This is a genomic window from Agrococcus sp. TF02-05 (genome assembly GCF_017565345.1).
GTDB lineage: Bacteria > Actinomycetota > Actinomycetes > Actinomycetales > Microbacteriaceae > Agrococcus > Agrococcus pavilionensis.
On record NZ_JAGEKO010000001.1, the window covers coordinates 403991 to 424974 of the forward strand.

General features: G+C 72.9%; 22 protein-coding genes. 3 read left to right on the forward strand and 19 right to left on the reverse strand.

The genetic code is table 11. The features are described from left to right. Positions 1 to 76: 76 nt before the first annotated feature. From era to hrcA, 8 genes are read right to left on the reverse strand one after another with little or no spacing between them, the layout of a single operon-like run. Positions 77 to 967 carry a GTPase Era gene (gene era / locus JQT67_RS02025; protein ID WP_208063256.1) on the reverse strand — a complete coding sequence of 297 codons (891 nt, stop codon included), beginning with the start codon at positions 965 to 967 and terminating at the stop codon, positions 77 to 79. Next, entirely contained in the window at positions 964 to 2241 is a 1278-nt protein-coding gene (locus JQT67_RS02030) for a hemolysin family protein (protein WP_208063257.1), read from the reverse strand. The genes era and JQT67_RS02030 overlap by 4 nt, the downstream gene beginning before the upstream one ends. Then, positions 2241 to 2717 (reverse strand): rRNA maturation RNase YbeY, encoded by a 477-nt coding sequence (ybeY, locus tag JQT67_RS02035; RefSeq protein WP_208063258.1) that lies wholly within the window; start codon positions 2715 to 2717, stop codon positions 2241 to 2243. The genes JQT67_RS02030 and ybeY overlap by 1 nt, the downstream gene beginning before the upstream one ends. Beyond that, entirely contained in the window at positions 2717 to 3688 is a 972-nt protein-coding gene (locus JQT67_RS02040; protein WP_021065087.1) for a PhoH family protein, read from the reverse strand. Before JQT67_RS02040 ends, ybeY begins: the two co-directional genes overlap by 1 nt. A gap of 34 nt (positions 3689 to 3722) precedes the next feature. Then, on the reverse strand, positions 3723 to 4067 hold the full coding sequence (locus JQT67_RS02045; RefSeq protein WP_208063259.1) for a histidine triad nucleotide-binding protein: 345 nt from the start codon (positions 4065 to 4067) through the stop codon (positions 3723 to 3725). A 25-nt stretch (positions 4068 to 4092) separates the two neighbouring features. After that, positions 4093 to 4818 (reverse strand): 16S rRNA (uracil(1498)-N(3))-methyltransferase, encoded by a 726-nt coding sequence (locus tag JQT67_RS02050; RefSeq protein ID WP_208063260.1) that lies wholly within the window; start codon positions 4816 to 4818, stop codon positions 4093 to 4095. Then, positions 4818 to 5906 carry a molecular chaperone DnaJ gene (dnaJ, locus tag JQT67_RS02055; protein ID WP_208063261.1) on the reverse strand — a complete coding sequence of 363 codons (1089 nt, stop codon included), beginning with the start codon at positions 5904 to 5906 and terminating at the stop codon, positions 4818 to 4820. Before dnaJ ends, JQT67_RS02050 begins: the two co-directional genes overlap by 1 nt. Next, positions 5907 to 6920, reverse strand: a complete 1014-nt coding sequence (gene hrcA, locus JQT67_RS02060) for a heat-inducible transcriptional repressor HrcA (RefSeq protein ID WP_021011334.1) — start codon at positions 6918 to 6920, stop codon at positions 5907 to 5909. 166 nt (positions 6921 to 7086) lie between these two features. Here hrcA and JQT67_RS13605 point away from each other — a divergent pair, with 166 nt between their 5' ends. After that, positions 7087 to 7908, forward strand: coding sequence for a DUF4870 domain-containing protein (locus JQT67_RS13605; protein ID WP_208063262.1), 822 nt, complete (start codon positions 7087 to 7089; stop codon positions 7906 to 7908). A gap of 1 nt (position 7909) precedes the next feature. On the opposite strand, the gene hemW is transcribed toward JQT67_RS13605, so the two are convergent. Genes hemW through lepA form a run of 3 tightly spaced genes read right to left on the reverse strand, consistent with a single transcriptional unit; the run spans position 7910 to position 11599 of the window. Then, entirely contained in the window at positions 7910 to 9115 is a 1206-nt protein-coding gene (gene hemW / locus JQT67_RS02070; RefSeq protein ID WP_208063263.1) for a radical SAM family heme chaperone HemW, read from the reverse strand. A 1-nt stretch (position 9116) separates the two neighbouring features. Then, positions 9117 to 9752, reverse strand: a complete 636-nt coding sequence (locus tag JQT67_RS13710; protein ID WP_021011337.1) for a DUF1990 family protein — start codon at positions 9750 to 9752, stop codon at positions 9117 to 9119. Then, positions 9749 to 11599 (reverse strand): translation elongation factor 4, encoded by a 1851-nt coding sequence (lepA, locus tag JQT67_RS02080; RefSeq protein WP_021011338.1) that lies wholly within the window; start codon positions 11597 to 11599, stop codon positions 9749 to 9751. Before lepA ends, JQT67_RS13710 begins: the two co-directional genes overlap by 4 nt. A gap of 219 nt (positions 11600 to 11818) precedes the next feature. Here lepA and rpsT point away from each other — a divergent pair, with 219 nt between their 5' ends. Beyond that, positions 11819 to 12079 (forward strand): 30S ribosomal protein S20, encoded by a 261-nt coding sequence (gene rpsT / locus JQT67_RS02085; RefSeq protein WP_021011339.1) that lies wholly within the window; start codon positions 11819 to 11821, stop codon positions 12077 to 12079. A 237-nt stretch (positions 12080 to 12316) separates the two neighbouring features. Here rpsT and JQT67_RS02090 read toward each other — a convergent pair whose 3' ends face one another. Genes JQT67_RS02090 through speB form a run of 4 tightly spaced genes read right to left on the reverse strand, consistent with a single transcriptional unit; the run spans position 12317 to position 15764 of the window. Further along, complete coding sequence (locus JQT67_RS02090) at positions 12317 to 12988, reverse strand: cyclase family protein (RefSeq protein ID WP_208063264.1); 672 nt, start codon at positions 12986 to 12988, stop codon at positions 12317 to 12319. Next, positions 12978 to 14354: a cytosine permease gene (locus tag JQT67_RS02095; RefSeq protein WP_208063265.1), complete on the reverse strand. Its 1377-nt coding sequence runs from the start codon at positions 14352 to 14354 to the stop codon at positions 12978 to 12980. The genes JQT67_RS02090 and JQT67_RS02095 overlap by 11 nt, the downstream gene beginning before the upstream one ends. A gap of 41 nt (positions 14355 to 14395) precedes the next feature. Further along, positions 14396 to 14794, reverse strand: coding sequence for a nuclear transport factor 2 family protein (locus JQT67_RS02100; RefSeq protein WP_307864156.1), 399 nt, complete (start codon positions 14792 to 14794; stop codon positions 14396 to 14398). After that, positions 14772 to 15764 carry an agmatinase gene (gene speB, locus JQT67_RS02105; RefSeq protein ID WP_208063266.1) on the reverse strand — a complete coding sequence of 331 codons (993 nt, stop codon included), beginning with the start codon at positions 15762 to 15764 and terminating at the stop codon, positions 14772 to 14774. Before speB ends, JQT67_RS02100 begins: the two co-directional genes overlap by 23 nt. A gap of 98 nt (positions 15765 to 15862) precedes the next feature. On the opposite strand from speB, the gene JQT67_RS02110 reads away from it, so the two are divergent. Further along, a complete protein-coding gene (locus JQT67_RS02110) occupies positions 15863 to 16447 on the forward strand; it encodes a helix-turn-helix domain-containing protein (protein WP_208063267.1) in 585 nt (194 codons plus the stop codon). Positions 16448 to 16450: 3 nt separating this feature from the next. Here the strand turns inward: JQT67_RS02110 and holA are convergent, their stop codons facing one another. From holA to JQT67_RS02130, 4 genes are read right to left on the reverse strand one after another with little or no spacing between them, the layout of a single operon-like run. Next, positions 16451 to 17434: a DNA polymerase III subunit delta gene (gene holA / locus JQT67_RS02115; protein ID WP_208063268.1), complete on the reverse strand. Its 984-nt coding sequence runs from the start codon at positions 17432 to 17434 to the stop codon at positions 16451 to 16453. A gap of 60 nt (positions 17435 to 17494) precedes the next feature. Next, positions 17495 to 18154 carry an HNH endonuclease gene (locus JQT67_RS02120; protein ID WP_208063269.1) on the reverse strand — a complete coding sequence of 220 codons (660 nt, stop codon included), beginning with the start codon at positions 18152 to 18154 and terminating at the stop codon, positions 17495 to 17497. Positions 18155 to 18187: 33 nt separating this feature from the next. After that, a complete protein-coding gene (locus JQT67_RS02125; protein WP_208063270.1) occupies positions 18188 to 20383 on the reverse strand; it encodes a ComEC/Rec2 family competence protein in 2196 nt (731 codons plus the stop codon). Continuing rightward, a complete protein-coding gene (locus JQT67_RS02130; RefSeq protein ID WP_208063271.1) occupies positions 20383 to 20961 on the reverse strand; it encodes a ComEA family DNA-binding protein in 579 nt (192 codons plus the stop codon). Before JQT67_RS02130 ends, JQT67_RS02125 begins: the two co-directional genes overlap by 1 nt. Between the last annotated feature and the right edge of the window lie 23 nt (positions 20962 to 20984).

Consider the following 20984-nt stretch of genomic DNA (forward strand, 5'->3'; position numbering starts at 1 on the left):
GGCGTGCGCGGGCGCGGAATCATCCGACAGGGGGACAAGGCTGCTGCGGCGCTGCGCTCGCGTGAGCGCTGCGGGCTCAGAACCCGAAGCGGCCCAGCTGCTTCGGATCGCCCTGCCACTCCTTCGCGACCTTCACGCGCAGGTCGAGGTGCACCTGGGTGCCCACGACGCGCTCGATCTCGCGCCGCGCATCCGCCCCCACCTGCCGCAGCCGCGAGCCGCCCCTGCCGATGATGATGCCCTTCTGGCTGTCGCGCTCGACCCACAGGTTCGCGTAGACGTCGGTGAGCTCGCGGTCCTCGCGCTGCACGATGTCGTCGATCGTCACCATGATCGAGTGCGGCAGCTCGTCGCGCACGCCCTCGAGCGCCGCCTCCCGCACGAGCTCGGCGATGCGCACCGAGAGCGGCTCCTCGGTCGTCGTCTCGGCCTCGTAGAGCGGCGGCCCCTCGGGCAGCAGCGCGACGAGCGCGTCGACGAGCACGTCGAGCTGGTGGCCCGCGACCGACGAGAGCGGCACGATCGCGTCCCACTCGCGCAGCTCGCTCACCGCGAGCAGCTGCTGCGCGACGCGCTCCTTCGAGGCGGCGTCGGTCTTCGTCACGACCGCGACCTTCTTCGCGCGCGGGAAGCCCTCGAGCTGCTGGTCGATGAAGCGGTCGCCGGGGCCGAGCGGCTCGTCGGCGGGCACGCACAGGCAGATGACGTCGACGTCGCCGAGCGTCGTCTGCACGACGGCGTTGAGCCGCTTGCCGAGCAGGGTGCGCGGCTTGTGCATGCCGGGGGTGTCGACGATGACGAGCTGCGCGTCGTCGCGGTGCACGACGCCGCGGATCGCGTGCCGGGTCGTCTGCGGCTTCGACGACGTGATCGCGATCTTCTCGCCCACGAGCGCGTTCATGAGCGTCGACTTGCCCGCGTTGGGCCTCCCGACGAAGGTGACGAATCCGCTCCGGTGCTCGGTCATGCCTCGGCCTCCGCCGTCGTCTCGGCCTCGACGATGCGCGAGACCTCCATCTCGCCCGCGCGGCGGCCGCGGCCGTCGAGCGAGCGCACCTCGATGCGCAGTCCCGCGACGTGCACGACGTCGCCGACCTCGGTGATGCGGCCGAGCTCCTTCTGCACGAGCCCGCCGACCGTGTCGACCTGCTCGTCGTCGAGCGAGAGGTCGAACAGGTCGCCGAGCTCGTCGATCTGCAGCCGCGCCGAGACGCGCCACGAGCCGTCGCCGACCTCGACGACCTCGCTGCGGCCGCGGTCGTGCTCGTCGTGGATCTCGCCCACGAGCTCCTCGACGAGGTCCTCGAGCGTCACGAGCCCCGCGATGCCGCCGTACTCGTCGACGACCATCGCGACGTGCACGCGATCGGCCTGCATGAGCGCGAGGGTGTCGTCGGCCTTCTTCGACTCCGGCACGAGCACCGCCGGGCGGGCGAGCTCCTCGGCGGTCTCGGATGCGTCGGGGCGCCACGTGCGGGAGCGCACGACGTCGCGCAGGTAGAGGATCCCGAGGATCTCGTCGGTCGACTCCCCCACGACCGGCATGCGCGAGAGCCCGTTGTCGAGGAACTGCCGCAGCGCGTCCTGCGCCGTGACGTCGCGCTCGACGACGATCATGTCGGGGCGCGGCACCATGACCTCACGCACGAGCGTGTCGTTGAACTCGAAGATCGAGTGGATGAGCTCGCGGTCCTCGTCCTCGAGCACGTCGCTCTCGGCGGCGGCGTCGACCATCGACAGCAGCTGCGCCTCGGTCGTGAACGCCGTCTCGCGCTGGCGGCCGGGCGTGACCTTCTCGCCGACGGTCGCGACGAGCATCGCGATCGGCCCCATGAGCACGCGCCAGAAGCGGAGGAAGCCGGCGGAGGCGCGCAGGAGCGCGACGGCGTGCTGGCGGCCGACCGCGCGCGGGCTCGTGCCGACGAGCACGAACGAGACGACGATCATGACGCCGCCGGCGACGAGCAGCGTGATCCACCACTCGGTGACGAGCGAGTCGACGGCGAGGGCGACGAGCACCGCGGCGATCGTCTCGCACATGATGCGCCCGAACTGGAGCGTCATGACGTGCCCGCGCAGGTCGTCGGCGATCGCGAGCATCTTCCGGCCGCGGCGGGCGGCGACGGCGGCCTCCTGCAGCTCGGCGCGCGAGACGACGCCGAGCGCCGCGTCGCACGCGGCGAGCCAGGCGCCGAAGACGATCAGCAGCCCCGCGACGACGAAGAGGACGACCTCGAACATCAGCGGACGCGGCCGGGCGTGCCGCTGTCGGCCGCCTCGAACGCCGCGAGCAGCGTGTCCTGCAGCTCGAACATCTCGGCGCGCTCCGGGGGCTCGGCGTGGTCGAAGCCGAGCAGGTGGAGGAGCCCGTGGGTCGTGAGGAGCCGCAGCTCCGTCATGAGCGAGTGGCTCGCCTCGAGCGCCTGCTGCTGCGCGACCTCGGGGCACAGCACGATGTCGCCGAGCAGGCCCGCGGGCGCGGGCCGGTCGTGGCTGCCGGGCCGCAGCTCGTCCATCGGGAAGGAGAGCACGTCGGTGGGGCCGGGCTCGTCCATCCACTGCACGTGCAGCTGCTCCATCGCGGCGACGTCGACGAGCGCGATCGACACGTCGGCGTCGGGGTGCACGAAGAGCTTCTCGAGGTGGTGCGCGACGAGCCGCACGAGCTGCGCCTCGTCGACCGACGCATCCGTCTCGTTCAGGAGGTCGATCGACATCAGTGCCTCCCTCGCCGCGCGTGGTGCGACTGCTGGCCCTGGCGGGCCTGCCGCGCCATGACCCGCTGGTCGTGCGCCGTGTAGGCGTCGACGATCTCGCCGACGAGCGTGTGCCGCACGACGTCGGCGCTCGTGAGCATCGCGAAGCGGATGTCGTCGATCTTGCCGAGCACCTGCTGCGCGACCTGCAGGCCCGAGGTGCCCGCGGGCAGGTCGACCTGCGTCGCGTCGCCCGTGACGACCATCTTCGAGCCGAAGCCGAGGCGCGTGAGGAACATCTTCATCTGCTCGGGCGTCGTGTTCTGCGCCTCGTCGAGCACGATGAACGAGTCGTTGAGCGTGCGGCCGCGCATGTAGGCGAGCGGCGCGACCTCGACGACGCCCGTCGCGAGCAGCTTCGGCACGAGCTCGGGATCCATCATCTCGTTGAGCGCGTCGTAGAGCGGCCGGAGGTAGGGGTCGATCTTGTCGGTGAGCGTGCCGGGCAGGAAGCCGAGCCGCTCCCCCGCCTCGACAGCGGGGCGCGTGAGGATGATGCGGTTGACCTCCTTGCGGTGCAGCGCCTGTACCGCCTTCGCCATCGCGAGGTAGGTCTTGCCCGTGCCGGCGGGGCCGATGCCGAAGACGATCGTGTGCGCATCGATCGACTCGACGTAGGCGCGCTGGCCCTCGGTCTTCGCCCGGATCGACTTGCCCTTGCTCGTGAGGATCACCTCGCCGATCGCGTCGGCGAGGCTCCGCGAGGTGTCCTGCCGCAGGATGCGGCTGCCCTCGGCGACCTCCGTCTGGCTGAGGGCCGCGCCCTGCCGGACGAGGTCGACGAGCTCCTGCACGAGCCGGCCGGCGACCTCGACGTCGTGCTCGGGCCCCTCGAGCGTGACGAGGTTGCCGCGCACGGCGACGCGCACGTCGGGGTGCTCGTGCTCGAGGCGCGTGAGGAGCCGGTCCTGCGGCCCCAGCAGCCGCACCATCTCGATGCCGTCGATCTCGATCGAACGGGTTGCGTCAGGCAAGCGATCCCTCTCTGAGTGCGCCGGCGAGCACGTGCGCGTGGACGTGGAAGATGGTCTGGCCGGCGAGCTCGCCGGTGTTGAACACGAGCCGGAAGTCGCCGTCGGCGCGCTCGCGGGCGATCGCCTGCGCGGCCTGCACCATCTCGGCCATGAGGTGGGGGTCGCCGGCAGCGAGCTCGACGACGTCGCGGTACTGCGGCGACTTCGGCACGACCACGACGTGCATCGGCGCTTGCGGCGCGATGTCGGTGAACGCGATGATGCGGTCGGTCTCGAGCACGATCTCCGCCGGGATCTCGCGCGCGACGATCCGTTCGAACACGGTGGGCTCAGCCATGGTCGTCAGCCTACTCGCGCCCGGCTCACCAGCGCCCGAGCCGCAGCGAGAGCGCCGCGAGCCCCGCGAGCCCGGCGGTCGACGTGCGCAGCACGTGGTCGCCCATGCGCGCGCGCACGGCGCCGGCCGCGTCGAGCGCCTCGAGCTCCCCCGGGTCGATGCCGCCCTCTGGCCCCACGACGAGCAGCGCGTCGCGCTCGATCGGCACCTCGGCGATCGAGGCGGGCGCGGTCGGGTCGAGCACGACGAGCTGCCAGTGCGCGCCGAGGCCCGCGAGGCCCGCGCTGTCGACGACCCCGACGACCTCGGGCAGCCGCGCCCGGATCGCCTGCTTGCCCGCCTCGCGCACGATGCGCCGCCAGCGCTCGAGCGCCTTGTCGCCGCGGTCGCCCTTCCACTGCACGACGCTGCGCCTCGCCTGCCACGGCACGATGACGTCGACGCCGAGCTCGGTCGAGGCCTGCACGGCGAGCTCGGCCCGATCGCCCTTCGCGAGCGCCTGGGCGAGCGCGATGCGCGGGCTCGGCTGCGGCACCGCCTCAACGCGCTGCAGCACGACGTCGACGCCGTCGCGCTCGACGCGGTCGATGATCCCCTCGGCGAGCGTGCCAGCGCCGTCGCTCACGAGCACGCGCTCGCCGCGGCGCATGCGCGAGACGACGGCGGCGTGGTGCGCCTCCTCGCCCGCGAGCGTCACGACCGCGCCCGGCTCGGCGCCCGCGAGCGCGTCGTGCCAGTAGCAGTGGGCCATCAGAGCCGGAGGCGGTCGCGCATCTTCGCGAACAGCCCCTGCTTGAACTGGGCGAGCTGCGGCGCGGGCGCCTTCGTGCGGTCGCGGAGCTCGCGCAGCAGCTCCTCCGTGCGCCGGTCGATGCGCTGCGGCGTGACGACCTGCACGCCGAGCTTGAGGTCGCCGCGGCCGGCGCCGCGGAGGCGCGTGACGCCGCGCTCCCCGATCGTGATGACGTCGCCCGACTGCGTGCCGGGGCGCACCTCGACCTCGACGGGGCCGTCGATGCCCTCGACGGTGCTCCGCGCGCCGAGCGCGGCGTCGGAGATCGACACCTCGAGCGTGCCGAGCAGGTCGTCGCCCGAGCGGGAGAAGACGTCGTGGTGGCGCACGTTGATCTCGAGGTAGAGCGTGCCGGCGGGGCCGCCGGCCTCGCCGACCTCGCCCTGGCCGGGCAGCTGGATGCGCAGGCCCGTGTCGACGCCCGCGGGGATGTCGACGGGGATCGTGCGCTCGGCGCGCACGCGGCCGTGGCCCGCGCACGTCGGGCACGGCTCGGGGATGATGCTCCCGTAGCCCTGGCACGCCGCGCACGGCTGCGAGGTGACGACGTTGCCGAGCAGCGACCGCACCTGCCGCTGCACGTGGCCGGAGCCGCCGCACATCGTGCAGCGCTGCGGGCTCGATCCGGGCGCGGTGCACGCGCCGTCGCACGTCTCGCACAGCACGGCCGTCTGCACGCGCAGCTCCCGGTGCACGCCGAAGACGACGTCGGCGAGGTCGAGGTCGAGGCGCAGCAGGCTGTCCTGCCCCGGCTGGCGCCGCGAGCGCGGCCCGGCCGAGCGGCCGCCGCCGAAGAACTGCTCGAAGATGTCGCCGAACCCGAAGCCCCCGGCCCCGCCGAGCGACGGGCCGCGGTCGTACTCCGCGCGCGACTGCGGGTCGCCGAGCACGTCGTACGCGTGCGTGACGTCCTTGAATCGCTCGGCCGCGTCCTCGCTCGGGTTGACGTCGGGGTGCAGCTCTCGCGCGAGCCGGCGGTACGCCTTCTTGATCTCGTCCTGCGTGGCGTCGCGCTCGACGCCGAGTGTCTCGTAGTGGTCGCTCACTCAGTCCTCGCTCAGCAGCCGCGTGAGGTAGCGCGCCACTGCGCGCACCGCGGCCATGTTCCCTGCGTAGTCCATCCGGGTCGGGCCCAGGACGCCGACGTGCCCCTCGCTGCCGTCGGCCGTGTAGGTCGAGGCGACGACCGCCGCCTCGCCGAGCGGCCCCGAGAGCTCGCGGCCGATGCGGGTCGCGACCTCCCCCTCGGAGCCCATCTCGTCGAAGAGGCGCAAGAGGGTCACCTGCTCCTCGATCGCGTCGAGCACGGGCGTCACGGTGCCCTGGAAGTCGCGCTCCTCCCGCACGAGGTTCGCGGCGCCCGCCATCACGATGCGGTCGCCGCCGGCCCCCTGCAGCATCTCGGTCAGCGCCTGCGCGACCGCGCCGGTCGCGGTCGCGATCGAGGCGGGGGCGGATGCGGCTGTCGACGAGAGGCGCTGGACGGCCTCGGCGGGCGCGAGCTCGGCGATCGTCTCGGTGAACGCCCGGCCGAGCACCGATGCCTGCTCGGGCTCGATGCGCTGCCCGACGTCGAGCAGTCGCTGCTCGACGCGGCCCGAGTCGAGGATGAGCACCGCGAGCACCTTCGACTCGGTGACCGCGACGAGCTCGACGCGGCGCACGGCGCCCGGGCGCCGGAGCGGCACCTGCACGAGCGCGACCTGGTTCGTGAGGCTCGAGAGCAGGCGCGCGGTGCGCGCGAGCACGTCGTCGCGATCGACCGACTCGTCGAGGAAGCGCGCGATCGCCTGGCGCTGCGCGGGGGTGAGCGGCTGCATGCGCTGCAGGCGGTCGACGAAGACGCGGTAGCCCTTGTCGGTCGGCACGCGGCCCGACGAGGTGTGGGGCGCGACGATGAGCTCCTCCTCCTCGAGGAGCGCCATGTCATTGCGGATCGTCGCCGCGGAGACGCCGAAGGCGTGCCGCTCGACGATCGACTTCGACCCCACCGGCTCCCGCAGGGCGACGTAGTCCTCGACGATCGCCCGGAGGACCTCGAGACCGCGATCCGAGACCATCCCGCGCTCCTTCCCCCCTGCTGGCACTCTCCAATGCTGACTGCCAATCCTACCGCGCCGCGACGCGCCGCGCCCGATCGCTCACCCGTTCTCCAGCCATCCCGGCGCACAATGGCCGTGCGGAACGTCCGCAGATCCTGCGGACCACTCACGAAAGGCACTCCCCATGTCCGACCCCAACGTGCCCCGCCGAGACGACCAGCACGAGCCGACCGACCCCTCGAGCGAGGGCTTCTCGGTCACCGACGAGCAGCACGCGGCCCCCAGCGCGCCCGCCGCTCCGGCGCTCGGCCAGCCGGCCGAGCCCTTCTCCGCTCCCGCGGGCGGCGCCGTGCCGAGCGCGCCCGGTCAGCCCGCGTTCGACTCCGACGCGAGCCGCGACTGGAGCCAGCCGCAGCCGGGCCAGCAGGGCAGCGCTCCCTTCGACCAGCCCGGGTACGGCCAGGGCGGCTACGCCCAGCCGGGCTACGGCCAGCCGGGGGGCCAGCAGCATGGCGCCCCCCAGTACGGATCGCCGCAGTACGGATCGCCGCAGTACGGATCGCCGCAGTACGGATCCCCGCAGCATGGCGCTCCGCAGTACGGCGCGCCCGGCCAGCCGCAGTACGCGGCCGGCGCCCCCATGTCGCCCGTCGACGAGAAGAACGCCGGCATGTGGGGCCACCTCTCGGGCCTCTCGACGATCGTCACCGGCGGCTGGGGCGGCTGGATCGGCCCGCTCATCGTCTTCCTCATCTACAAGGACCGCAGCGCGTTCGCGCGGCAGGAGTCGAAGGAGGCGCTCAACTTCGGCATCTTCATGACGATCCTGACGATCGGCCTCATCGTCGTCGGGACCATCCTGTCGTTCGTCGGCATCGGGTTCCTGCTGCTGATGATCTGGTGGGTGCCGGGGCTGCTGCAGGTGATCTTCTCGATCATCGGCGGCGTGCGCGTCAACGCCGGCGGCTCCTACCGCTACCCGTTCAACTGGCGGCTGGTGAAGTAGCTCAGGGCAGCAGGCGCCGCACGACGGCGTCGGCGAGCAGCCGCCCTCGCGGCGTCGGGATCACCCGGCCGGCGAGGGCGGCTCTCCCGTCCACGAGGCCGTCGGCGACGAGCCCCGCGACGGCGCGGCGACCCTCGGCGTCGAGCACGTCGATCGCGAGCCCCTCGGCGATGCGCGACTCCAGCAGCACGCGCTCCACGCGCCGCGTCTCGGCGTCGAGCACCTCGCGCGCGAGCGCGGGCGAGGCGCCCGCGACGAGCCGGTCGCGGTAGGCGGCGGGGTGCTTGACGTTCCACCAGCGCACCCCGCCGACGTGGCTGTGGGCGCCGGGCCCGAAGCCCCACCAGTCGTGCCCGCGCCAGTAGGCGAGGTTGTGCCGGGCGACCCGGTCGCCCTTCGCCCAGTTGGAGATCTCGTACCAGGAGTAGCCGGCCCGGCCGAGGGTCGCATCCGCCGCCTCGTACATCGCGGCCTGCAGGTCGTCGTCGGGGGCCGCGAGCTCGCCGCGGCGGATGCGCCGCGCGAGGGCGGTGCCGTCCTCGACGATGAGCGCGTAGGCCGAGACGTGGTCGGGCGCCATCGCGACGGCCGCGTCGAGCGATCGCTGCCAGTCGGCGAGCGACTCCCCCGGCGCCCCGTAGATGAGGTCGAGGCTCACCTCGAGCCCCGCCTCGCGCGCCCACTCGACGACGAGCGGCACGCGCTCGGGGTCATGGGTGCGGTCGAGCGCCGCGAGCACGTGCGGCACCGTCGACTGCATGCCGATCGACACGCGCGTCACGCCGCCCGCGCGCAGCTGCACGAGACCGGCGAGGTCGATCGAATCGGGGTTCGCCTCGACCGAGACCTCCGCGCCCTCGGCGAGCCCGAACGCATCCGTCACGGCCTGCAGCATCGCGACGAGGTCGCCCGACGGCAGGAGCGTCGGCGTGCCGCCGCCGAAGAAGACGGTCTGCATCGGGCGGAGCGGGCCGAGCTCGCCGAGCACCGCGCGCGCGAGGCGGATCTCGGCGGCGACGTCGCCCGGGTAGCCCGCGCGGGTCGCGCCGCGCAGCTCGTCGGCCGTGTAGGTGTTGAAGTCGCAGTAGCCGCACCGCACCGAGCAGAACGGCACGTGGATGTAGACGCCGAAGGGCGCATCGGCCGCGGTGCCCTCGGGCAGCCGGCCGTCGGCGGGAGCCGCCTCGCCGTCGGGCAGGCGACCCACGTCAGCGCACGTCGATCGAGCGCAGCACGTCCATGTAGCGGTCGTGGTACCTCGAGCGCAGCGCCTTGGAGACGGGAGCGCCGAGCTTGGCGTACCACGCGGCGTTGCGGACGATCGCGCGGAAGTGGAGGAAGACGGTCTCGTCCTCGGCGATCTCGACCGTGAAGCGCTCCTCGCCGGCCTCGGGGTGGCCCTCGAGCGAGCCGAGGATCACGCCGTGGCTATTGGGCTCCTCCTCGACCGCGATGACCCGCATCGGGCCGTGGAACTGGATGCCGAGGAAGCGGATGCGCTGGTCGACCGAGTCGCCCGGCTGCAGGAACGGCTCGCCGTCGGGACCGAAGTCCTGCTGCGGCTCGACGCTCGCGGCGCGGGTCGCCTCGCCGTCCTGGAAGCCGACCGGGCGGTAGACGGTGCCCTCCTCGGTGCCGACGACGTCGACCTCGATGCCCGCGAGCCGCTGCACCTTCCACGTGCGCAGCGCCGCGACAGCGGCGTCGAAGCGCGGCCGGCCGTGGCCGATGCGCGAGCGGCGCTGCACGACCTCGAAGCCCTTCGGCGGGAAGCGCGTGAAGTCGAAGTGCGCCGTCGCGCCGACCGCGCCGTAGTTCGTGGCGCGCTCGCGGATGGGCTTCACTTCGCGTCCTTCTTCGACTCGCCGCTCGAGAGGGCGGCGATGAACGCCTCTTGGGGCACCTCGACGCGACCGACCATCTTCATGCGCTTCTTGCCCTCCTTCTGCTTCTCGAGCAGCTTGCGCTTGCGGGAGATGTCGCCGCCGTAGCACTTCGCGAGGACGTCCTTGCGGATCGCGCGGATCGTCTCGCGCGCGATGATGCGCGCCCCGACGGCGGCCTGGATCGGCACCTCGAACTGCTGCCTCGGGATGAGGTCCTTGAGCTTGCCCGCCATGAGCACCCCGTAGGCGTAGGCCTTGTCGCGGTGCACGATCGCGCTGAACGCATCCACCTGCTCGCCCTGGAGCAGGATGTCGACCTTGACGAGGTCGCCCTCCTCCTCGCCGTCGAGCTCGTAGTCGAGCGACGCGTAGCCCTGCGTCTTCGACTTGAGCTGGTCGAAGAAGTCGAAGACGATCTCGCCGAGCGGCAGCCGGTAGCGCAGCTCGACGCGGTCCTCCGAGAGGTACTCCATGCCGCCGAGCGTGCCGCGGCGCGACTGGCACAGCTCCATGATCGCGCCGACGTAGTCCTTGGGCGCCAGGATCGTCGCGCGCACCATCGGCTCGACGATCGAGTGGATCTTGCCCTCGGGGAACTCGCTCGGGTTCGTCACCGTGTGCACGACGCGGTCCTCGGTCTGCACCTCGTAGACGACGCTCGGGGCGGTCGCGATGAGGTCGAGGTTGAACTCGCGCTCGAGCCGCTCGGTGATGATCTCGAGGTGCAGGAGGCCGAGGAAGCCGCAGCGGAAGCCGAAGCCGAGCGCGACCGAGGTCTCCGGCTCGTAGACGAGCGCCGCATCCGACAGCTTGAGCTTGTCGAGCGCCTCGCGCAGCACCGGGTAGTCGCTGCCGTCGATCGGGTAGAGGCCCGAGAAGACCATGGGCTTGGGGTCGGCGTAGCCCTTGAGCGGCTCGGTCGCGGGTGCGCGGTAGGTCGTGACGGTGTCGCCGACCTTCGACTGGCGCACGTCCTTCACGCCCGTGATGAGGTAGCCGACCTCGCCCGCGGCGAGCCCCTTCGCGGGCACTGGCTCGGGGCTCGAGACGCCGATCTCGAGCAGCTCGTGGCGCGCGCCGGTCGACATCATCTGGATCTGCTCGCGCGGCTCGAGCCGGCCGTCGACCATGCGGACGTAGGTGACGACGCCGCGGTAGCTGTCGTAGACCGAGTCGAAGATCATCGCGCGGGCGGGGCCGTCGACGTCGCCCTGCGGCGCGGGGATCGTGCGCACGACGCGGTCGAGCAGCGCGTCGACGCCGACGCCCGTCTTGCCGCTCACGCGCAGCACGTCGTCGGGGTCGCCGCCGATGAGGCCGGCGATCTCGGCCGCGAACTTGTCGGGATCGGCGGCCGGCAGGTCGATCTTGTTGAGCACCGGGATGATCTCGAGGTCGTTGTCCATCGCGAGGTAGAGGTTCGCGAGCGTCTGCGCCTCGATGCCCTGGGCGGCGTCGACGAGCAGGATCGCGCCCTCGCACGCGGCGAGCGACCGGCTCACCTCGTAGGTGAAGTCGACGTGGCCGGGGGTGTCGATCATGTTGAGCGCGAAGGTCTGCCCGTCGACCTCCCACGGCATCCGCACGGCCTGCGACTTGATCGTGATGCCGCGCTCGCGCTCGATGTCCATGCGGTCGAGGTACTGCGCGCGCATCGAGCGGTCGTCGACGACGCCCGTGAGCTGCAGCATCCGGTCGGCGAGGGTCGACTTGCCGTGGTCGATGTGCGCGATGATGCAGAAGTTGCGGATGCTCGCGGGATCGGTCGAGGCAGGCTCGAGTGCCTTGGTCGCTCTGGGGCTCACGGGTCCTTCTCGATGGGGGTCTCGATGGAGTGGTGCGGAATGGTCCATTCTCCCACAGCGGATGCGTCGGGCCGCGTTGCGACCGCGGGCCGCGCGCTGGTAGAGTCGTTCGTTGGCTTCCCCTTCTTCTGCGCGCCCGTCGCGCGAGGGCGGGTCGCGGCGGGGCTCATCGGAGCGCAAGCCGCCGCCAACCATCTTCCGAGCAGAACAGGACCCCACGTGGCGAACATCAAGTCGCAGATCAAGCGCATCCTCACCAACCAGAAGGCGACCGACCGCAACCGCGCCGTCAAGAGCGAGGTCAAGACCGCTGTGCGCGAGGCGCGCAAGGCGATCGCCGCGGGCGACAAGGCCGTGGCGCAGGAGAAGGTCGCCATCGCGGCGCGCAAGCTCGACAAGGCTGCCTCGAAGGGCGTCATCCACAAGAACCAGGCCGCGAACCGCAAGTCGTCGATCGCGAAGCAGGCCGCTGCGCTCTGATCCGAGCCGCACACCTCGAAGGCGGGGGCCCCGACGGGCCCCCGCCTTCGTCGTCCTGCCGGGCGGCCACTGCGCGCCCGAGTGGTCACCCGCGCGCCTGAGTGGTCACTTCTGCGCCTGAGTGGTCACTTCCGCGCCTGAGCGGTCACTTCCGCGTTTGCGCGGTCACTTGCGCGCCCGAGTGGCGCCCGCCAGCCACCTGCGGAACGCGCCACTCACCTACGCTAGGGGCTCAAGTCAGTCGAGGAAGGCGACCGCGCGGACCGGGGCGCCGTCGCCGGCGAGGCGCAGCGGGAAGAACCCGACCCGCACCGTCGCCGGCAGCGCCTCGAGGCCCCGCACGTTCTCGACGATGAGGCCATCGGCGCCGAGCACGACCTCGTGGACCGGGAACGACGCATCCGTCGACCCCGTCGGGTCGGGGCTCAGGGTGTCGACCGCGAGCACCCGCATGCCGCGGCGCACGAGCTCGCGCGCGGCATCCGCGTCGAGGGCGGGGTGGCGCAGCGCGCGCTCGGCGCCGAAGTGCGCGGCCCAACCGGTGTCGACGAGCACGATCGGCGGCACTCGCTCCGGCAGCTGGCCCGCTGCCTCGAGCTCGCGCCAGCCGTACACGTCGCCGTCGGCGAGCCCCGCGACGCGCACGACGAGCGCCGCCCCCACGAGCTCGTCGAGCGCGACGTCGGCCATCGTGCGGCCGCCCTCGATCGAGTGGGAGGGCGCGTCGACGTGGGTGCCGGTGTGCGAGCCCATCCGGATGCTCGCGACGTCGACGCCGTCGGCCGCGACCGTGAGCGCGGGCTCGATGCGCACCGCCGGGTCGCCGGGGTAGACCTGCATCCCGTCGACGACGGGATGGCTCAGGTCGACGAGCGTGCCGCGACCCTCCCCCGTGGTCTCAGCGCGCATCCGCCGTCTCGGCCAGGTGCGGCGCGGGCTCCGGGGCTCCCTTCGCACGGCCGGGCAGCGAGAGCGCGAGGTAGAGCACGAACGTGACGACGAAGCTCGGCACCGTCGCGCCGAACGGCAGCGGCCACACGTACGCCCACGCGTACGCGAGCGCGGCGCCGACGAGCCACGAGCCGACCGCGATCCAGTTGACGCCGCCCGTGTACCAGTAGCGGCCGCCGCGCGCCTTGAGGATGTCGGCGGTGTAGCTGCGGCGCTTGAGCAGGTAGTAGTCGACGATCATGATCGCGAACACCGGTGCGAACAGCGCGCTGATCGTGACGAGGAACGTCGTGAACTGGTCGAGCAGGCCGAAGAAGGTCGCGCCGATGATCGAGATGACGCCGAGGATGAGCGCGCTCGCGAGGAACGGCACGCGCTTGCCCGGCAGCGCGTTCACGACCGTCGTCACCATGCCGTAGACGACCATCGTGTTGGTGGCCATGACCGAGAGGAAGATCGCGACGGCGAAGAGCGCGCCGAAGGGCTCGATGATCGCCGTCGGGTCGAACGCGACGGCCTCGCCGCCGCTCAGCACGACGTAGCCGATCGCGGTCGCGCCGACGGTCATCGCGGTGACGGTCGAGAGCGTGTAGCCGACGCCCGAGCCGATCGCGCCGCCCTTCGTCGTGCGGGCGAAGCGGTTGAAGTCGGCCGACAGGACGGTCCACGAGATCGCGGTCGCGAGCACGACGTCGAACATCAGGCCGGGCGTGTAGAACGGCTCGGCGCTCGCGGGGATCTCGGCGAACTCGGCGGGCGTGAAGGTCGTGAACGCGGTGATGAAGACGTAGGCCGAGATCGCGAGGATGACGGCGGCGAACCACGGCTCGATGCGCGCGACGCCGGCGTGGCCGAAGATCGCCAGGATGACCACGATCGTCTGGCACAGCACGGCGAAGATCACCGGGCTCGAGAAGCCCGTGAGCGCCTCGACGATGTAGTTGAGCGAGATGCCGGCGAGCATCGCCTGCACCCAGCTCCAGCCCATGAGGATCACGAGGTTCGCCGCGGCCGGCAGCAGGCTACCGCGCGTGCCGAAGGGGCCGCGCGTGAGCGCCATCGTCGGCAGGCCCGTGCGCGTGCCGATCGCGCCGATGAGCACGAGCACGCACGCGCCGAGCAGCGTGCCGCCGACGATGAGGCCGAGCACGAGGCCGTAGGGCACGTCGGGCACGAAGAGCGTGCCGGTGAGCAGCGTGGTCACGACGAGGTTCGCCGCGAGCCAGATCATGAGCATGCGGCCGGACGAGTAGGTGCCGCGGACGGGGCCGGCGTCGTCGGCGCCCGCCTCCAGTCGGCGTTCGAGGCGGGAGTAGAGCGACATCGGTCTCCTTCGACGGGTGGGGCTGGGGACGGGACTGGGATTCAGGCGAGCGGTGAGAGGTGCTCGTGCACGGCGACCAGGCGGTCGCCGTCGACGGCGAAGACGATCGACTCGCGCTCGCGGTACGACTCGCGACCCTCGCCGGTCTCGACCGTCGTGTCGACGGTGTGGCTGAAGACGGCGCCGCCGGGCAGCGGCTGCACGAGCCGCTCGCTCGACGCGCACGAGACGACGCGCCAGCCGCTCTCGACCCACGTGCTCCACAGCCGCTCGTACGCCGCGCGGCTGTCGAGCCGGCTCGGCTCGGTGTGGAAGACGAAGGATGCGTCGTCAGCGAAGCGCGCGAAGTAGCGCTCGCCGTCGGTGGCGGCGAAGGCGTCGACGATCGAGGCCGCCGCGGCCTCGACCTCGGCGGCGTCAGGCGTCCGCACTGCCGTCACCGGAGGCATCCGCCGCCGGCGCCATCGCGCTCAGCAGCTCGTAGACGACGTGGCTCGCGGCGATCGCGGTGAGCTGGGCGTGGTCGTAGGCCGGGGCGACCTCGACGACGTCGGCACCGACGATCTGCAGGTCGGAGAGCGCGCGCAGCATGCGCAGCAGCTCGCGGCTCGTGAGGCCCCCCGCCTCGGGCGTGCCCGTGCCGGGCGCGTGCGACGGGTCGAGCACGTCGATGTCGATCGAGATGTAGAGCGGGGCGTCGCCGATGCGGGCGCGCATGCGCTCGATCGCGGCGGCGACGCCGTGCTCCTCGACGAACTCGCTCGTCACGACCGCGAAGCCGAGCCGCTCGTCGTCGACGAGGTCCTGCTTGTCGTAGAGCGGGCCGCGGGTGCCGACGTGCATGCTCGCGGTGAGGTCGATGAGGCCCTCCTCCGACGCGCGGCGGAACGGCGTGCCGTGCGTGATGGGGGCGCCGAAGTAGGTGTCCCACGTGTCGAGGTGCGCGTCGAAGTGCAGCACCGCGACCGGCCCGTGCTTCGCGGCGATGTCGCGCAGCAGCGGCAGCGCGATCGTGTGGTCGCCGCCGATCACGACGATGCGGTCGGCGCTGTCGTGCAGGGCGCGCGAGCCAGCCTCGATGTCGGCGACCGCGGCTTCGAGGTCGAAGGGGTTCGCGACGATGTCGCCGGCGTCGGCGACCTGCTGCGCGCCGAAGGGGAAGACGTCCTGCGCCGGGTTGTAGGGGCGCAGCAGCCGCGAGGCCTCGCGCACGTGCGAGGGGCCGAAGCGCGCGCCCGGGCGGTAGCTCACGCCGCTGTCGAAGGGCACGCCCGCGACGGCGATGTCCGCGCGCCCGACCTCGTCGAGCCGCGGCAGCCGGGCGAAGGTGGCGATGCCGGCGAAGCGCGGCACCGCGCTCGCGTCGATCGGTCCGCGCGGCGCAGAGGGACGATTCTCGGTGGGTTGCATATTGGACAACTTTCGATACGCTTCGTGCAACTAGTGTCGTCACCGTACGCCCGTCCCGAGGCGTCCGTCAAGGCGAGCGAGCGAGAGCGAGGACCGAGATGCGCCCCATCCACCCCGACGCCGACGAGAGCTCGATCGCCCTCGGCGCGAAGCTGCGGTCGGCGCGCACCGCGCAGGGCATGTCGCTCAGCCAGGTCGCCGCGACCTCTGGGCTGTCGAAGGGCTTCCTCAGCCGGCTCGAGCGCGACGAGACCTCGCCGAGCGTCGCGACGCTCGTGCAGCTGTGCCAGGTGCTCTCGCTCCCGGTCGGCGCGCTCTTCGAGGAGCCCGACGTGCAGCTCGTGCAGTGGGCCGATGCGCCGCGCATCAACCTCGGCGGCGTCGGCGCCGACGAGCGCATGCTCTCGCCGCGCGGGCAGGAGCAGCTGCAGGTGCTCCGCTCCGAGCTCGAGCCGGGCGCGCACGGCGGCTCGGAGCTCTACACCATCAGCTGCGAGGTCGAGGTGCTGCACGTCGTCGCGGGTGCGGTCGAGGTGCGCTTCGCGGATCGCGCCGTGCTCGTCGGCGCGGGCGATGCGCTGACGCTACCGGGGCGCGAGCCGCACACGTGGCGCGTCGCGGGCGACGAGCGGGCGGTCGCGATCTGGGTGCTCGCTCCCGCCCCGTGGAGCGGTTCGGCGTAGCCGTCAGGAGCGCGCCGCGAGCTGCCGCACGAGCCGCTCGACCGCGTAGTGCGGATCGCGCTCGGCGCCCTTGACCGCGTGGTCGGCGTGGGCGATCGCCTCGATCGCCTCGCACAGCGTCGCGTCGGTGTAGCCGCGGAGGTCCTTGCGGGCGTTCCGCACCTGCCAGTCCTGCATCCCGAGCTGGCGCGCGGCCTGCGAGTCGCCGCCGCCCGCGCCCGAGACCTTGGCGAGCTGCCGGAAGCGCATCGCGAACGCCGCGACGATCGGCACGGGATCGGCGCCGGTCGCGATCGCGTGCCGCAGCGTCACGAGCGCGGTCGCGACGTCGCCGGCGATCACGGCGTCGACGACGGCGAAGGCGGTCGTCTCGACGCGGCCCGAGTAGTAGGTGCGCACGACCTGCTCGGTCACCTCGCCCTGCGTGTCGAGCGCGACCTGGCGCACCGCGTTCGCGAGCTCCGCGATGTCGGAGTGGAACGCATCCACGAGTGCCGCGATCGCACCGGGCGTCGCCTCGCGCTCGAGCAGCCGCAGCTCGCCGCGCACGAACGGGACGAGCTCGTCGCGCTTGAGCGACTGGCACACGACCTCGATCGCGCCGGGCGTCTTGCGGATCGCGTCGAGCATCTTCTTGCCGCGCACCGTCGAGCCGTCGTGGCGGATGACGAGGGTCGTGCCGTCGACGGGCGACGCGAGGTAGCGGAGCACGTCGGCGATGAGCGCGTCGGTCGCCTTCACGCCGTTCTCGACCCGCACGAGCCGCGGCTCGTCGAAGAGCGAGGGGCTCGCGATGAGCTCGAGCGCGCCGTCGACGTACTGACCGGCGTCGACGTCGTGGATCTCGAGCTCGGGATCCTCCATGAGCAGGAGCGCGCGCAGGCGCTGCATCGCTCGGTCGGCGAGGAACGACTCCTTGCCGAACACGAGCACGACGGGCGCAGGAGACACCTGCTCCCAGCCGATCTTGGGGATGCTCGCTGCCACGCTCCCAGCCTACGGCGGGCCGCCGACGCGCTCCGACCACACGCGGACGCCGCCCTGCGCTCAGACCTCGAGGTGGCGCATCCACGCGAGGTGGTAGGCGGCCGAGTGGTGGCGCGCAGATCCTTCGCCCGCCGCGACCACCCGTCGGTAGAGGGAGACCAAGCCGTCCCACGGTTCCGCATCGAGGATCCGATCCGGAGCGGGCAGCGCGTCTCGCGGCGCATCCGCCTTCCGGGCGTTGCACATCGTGTGGAGCGTCGTCAGGTTGTCCTCGGTGCTCGTGCCTCCTCCGCGGTGCGCGAGGACATGATCGGCTTCCGGTGCGAGCGCCCAGTACACCGGATGGATCCGACCGCGCGCGTAGTTCGGGTGGTAGGCGAGCGCATCGGGGAAGACGTCGCTCATGGCGACCAGGATGCAGCGCGGGACCACGCGCCCGCCGCAGTAGGTGCACCGGAAGCGATCGCGCATGAAGACGCGCGCCCGCGTCGGATCCGGCACGCGCCTCGAGACCCGCTCGCCGCTGGGAGCGCGCGATCCGGTGAAGAGTCGCAGCGTGCCGTTCCAGCGCTCGCCGGCGAACGGCGAGAGGAGCGCCGCCGCGAGCTCCAGGTCGGGCCTTGCCATCGCCTCGGCAGTGCGAGCGACGACATCCGCATACGTCTGGACCGAGTCGTCCGAGAGCTGCGTCACGTCGAGCATCGATGGCCTCTCCTCCATCGGCCTCGTCGGTGAGGCCCCTGCTGGCCGAGCCTATGGTGGCGCCTGGCGCTCCGACCACACGCGCACGCCGCCCTCGTCGACGGCGAGCGCGATCGTCCCCAGCTGATCGGTGCGGAGCGGCTGGCCGCCGGCCTCCCGCACGAGCCGCAGCGACGCATCCGTCGGGTGCCCGTAGTCGTTCTCCCCCACACCCACGAGCCCGACTGCGGCACCGATGCGGCGATAGAGCGCCGGCAGCTGATCCGCGGAGCCGTGGTGCGCAACGACGACGACGGATGCGCTGGGCACGCCCGCGCGCAGGAGCCTCGACTGCGCCTGCGCGCCCAGGTCGCCGAGCACGACGAGCTCGAGCCCGCCGCCCGGCGCATCGATCGCGACGGCGACGCTCGCGTCGTTGCCCGGCTCCTCGTCGCCGCTAGGCCAGAGCGCCTCGACGCGCAGCTCGCCGAGCTCCCACGCGTCGCCGCGACGCGCCTCGTGCGTCATGGCGCCGGCCGCGGCGAGCTCGCCGACGAGCGCCTCCGAGCGCTCGTCGACCGGCCCGTGGACGAGCAGCCCGACGCGTCCGAGCAGCGCGCTCGCGCCGCCCGCGTGGTCGACGTCGAAGTGCGTGAGCACGAGCAGGTCGACACGCCGCACGCCGAGCGTCGTGAGGCAGCCGTCGATGCGCGAGGGCTCGGCGCCGGCGTCGACGAGCACCGTCGCCGCGCCGTGGCGCATGAGCGTCGCGCTCCCCTGCCCCACGTCGCACTGCGCGATGCTCCAGTCGGCGAGCGCGCCGAGCCGCACGCTCGGCCACGCGCCGGTGCCGGCCGCGACGAGCCCGAGCACGCCGGCGATCGCGACGCCGCGGGCGATGTGGCCGCGGGCCTGGCCCACGAGCACCGCGGCGAGCATGGCGGATGCGGTGAGCGCGCCCCAGGGCGCGACCGGCCACGGCACCTGAGCGGCGGGCAGCTGCTGCGCGACCATCGCGACCTGCGCGATCCAGGCGGCCGGCAGCCACGCGATCCACGCGAGACCGGCTGCGACAGCGGGCGCGAGCGGCGACGCGAGGCATGCCGCGAGACCGACGACCGTGACGATCGGTGCCGCCGGTCCGGCGAGCAGGTCGGCGAGCACCGAGACGGCGCTCACGCTCGCGTCGAGCCCGACGAGCACCGGGAGGCACCAGAGCTGGGCGGCGAGCGGTACCGCGACGAGTGCCGCGATGGGCATCGGCAGCGCGCGGGAGAGCACCTCGGCGATCGGGCGCCCGTGCACGATGAGCCCGCACGTCGCGAGCGCCGAGAGCGCGAAGCCCGGGCTCGTCGCGAGGTGCGGCTGCGCCACGAGCACGAGCAGCACGGCGAGCGAGAGCAGCGCGACGGCACCCGCGCGTCGGCCGGTCACCATCCCGACGAGCGCGATCGCCGCCATCGCTCCCGCTCGCACGACCGACGGCTCGGGCGTGACGAGCACGACGAAGCCGCCGAGCGCGGCGGCCGCGACCGCGACGCGGACCCTCCGTCGAGCACCGATCGCAGCCGCGAGCTGGAACGCGGCGCCGACGACGATGACGCAGTTCGCGCCCGAGACCGCCGTCAGGTGGCTGAGGCCGGAATCGAGCATCGCCGTCCGCAGCGTCGCGCTCACGCGTCGCTCGTCGCCGATCGTGAGTCCCGGCAGCAGCTCGCCGCCCATGCCGGGCAGCTGCGCGGACGCCGCGAGCAGCCCGTCGCGCAGCGTCCCTGCCCACGACGCCCAGCCGGCCGGCTCGCCGACCTCGAGCGCGTCGCACACCATCAGCCAGCGCGAGCCGTCGAGCCACGCGTCGCAGCGGCCGATCGCGGTCGCGCCGATCGCGAGCGGCGTGTCGGGCGCGCGCAGCAGCATCGCGCTGCGCGCCGTGCCGGCGCCGTCGCACTCGGTGACGACGACCTCGGTCGGCGCCGTCTCGCCGAGCAGGAGCAGGCCGAGCGCATCGCAGCGGTCGAGGGCGCTCGAGGCCGCCGCGTCGGCGCCGAGCAGCAGCGGGCATGCGAGCCCCGCGCCCACCGCGACCGTCCGCAGCAGCGCGGCCGGCCGCTCGCCTCGACGCGCGACGAGGCGGGCGAGCAGCAGGCCAGCAGCAGCGCTCGCGCCGCTCGCGATCGCTCCGGGCCCGAGCACCGCCGGGTGCGGGCCGAGCGCCGCGAGTGCTGCCCATGCGATCGCGACCGGCAGGGCGAGGCGCAGATCGCGCATCAGAGCGTCACGAGCGGCGTGAGCGTCGCGAGCAGCGCGGGCCCGATGCCGGGCACGTCGTCGAGCTGCGCGAGGTCGGTGAAGGGCCCGTGCTCGTCGCGGTGAGCGATGATCGCGAGCGCGAGCGACGGACCGACGCGCGGCAGCGACTCGAGCGCCGCCTGGTCGGCGCGATTGAGCGACACGAGCCCGTCGGCACCGACGCCGCTGCCGGGCGCGCCGGGCGGCGGAGCTGCCGCCGCCTCCTCGGCGGTCGGCACGATGAGCTGCTCGCCGTCGACGACCGGCCTCGCGAGGTTCAGCGCGCCTGGCGCCGCTTCGGCGCTCGTGCCGCCGGCTCGCGCGAGCGCGTCGAGCACGCGCGAGCCGCTCGGCAGCCGATAGACCCCCGGCCGAGCGACCGCGCCCTGCACGTCGACGACGAGATCCGAGGCGGCGGTCGCGACCGGCTCCGCGACGATCGTCGCGGGTGCGGCGTCCTGCACCATGCGCTGCGCGACGCCGCCGGCGACGGCACCGAGCACGAGCAGCACAGCGGCCCCCGCGCCCAGCCGCCAGCGCGCATCCGTCCCGGCCATCCGGGAACGGTAGGGCGGATGCG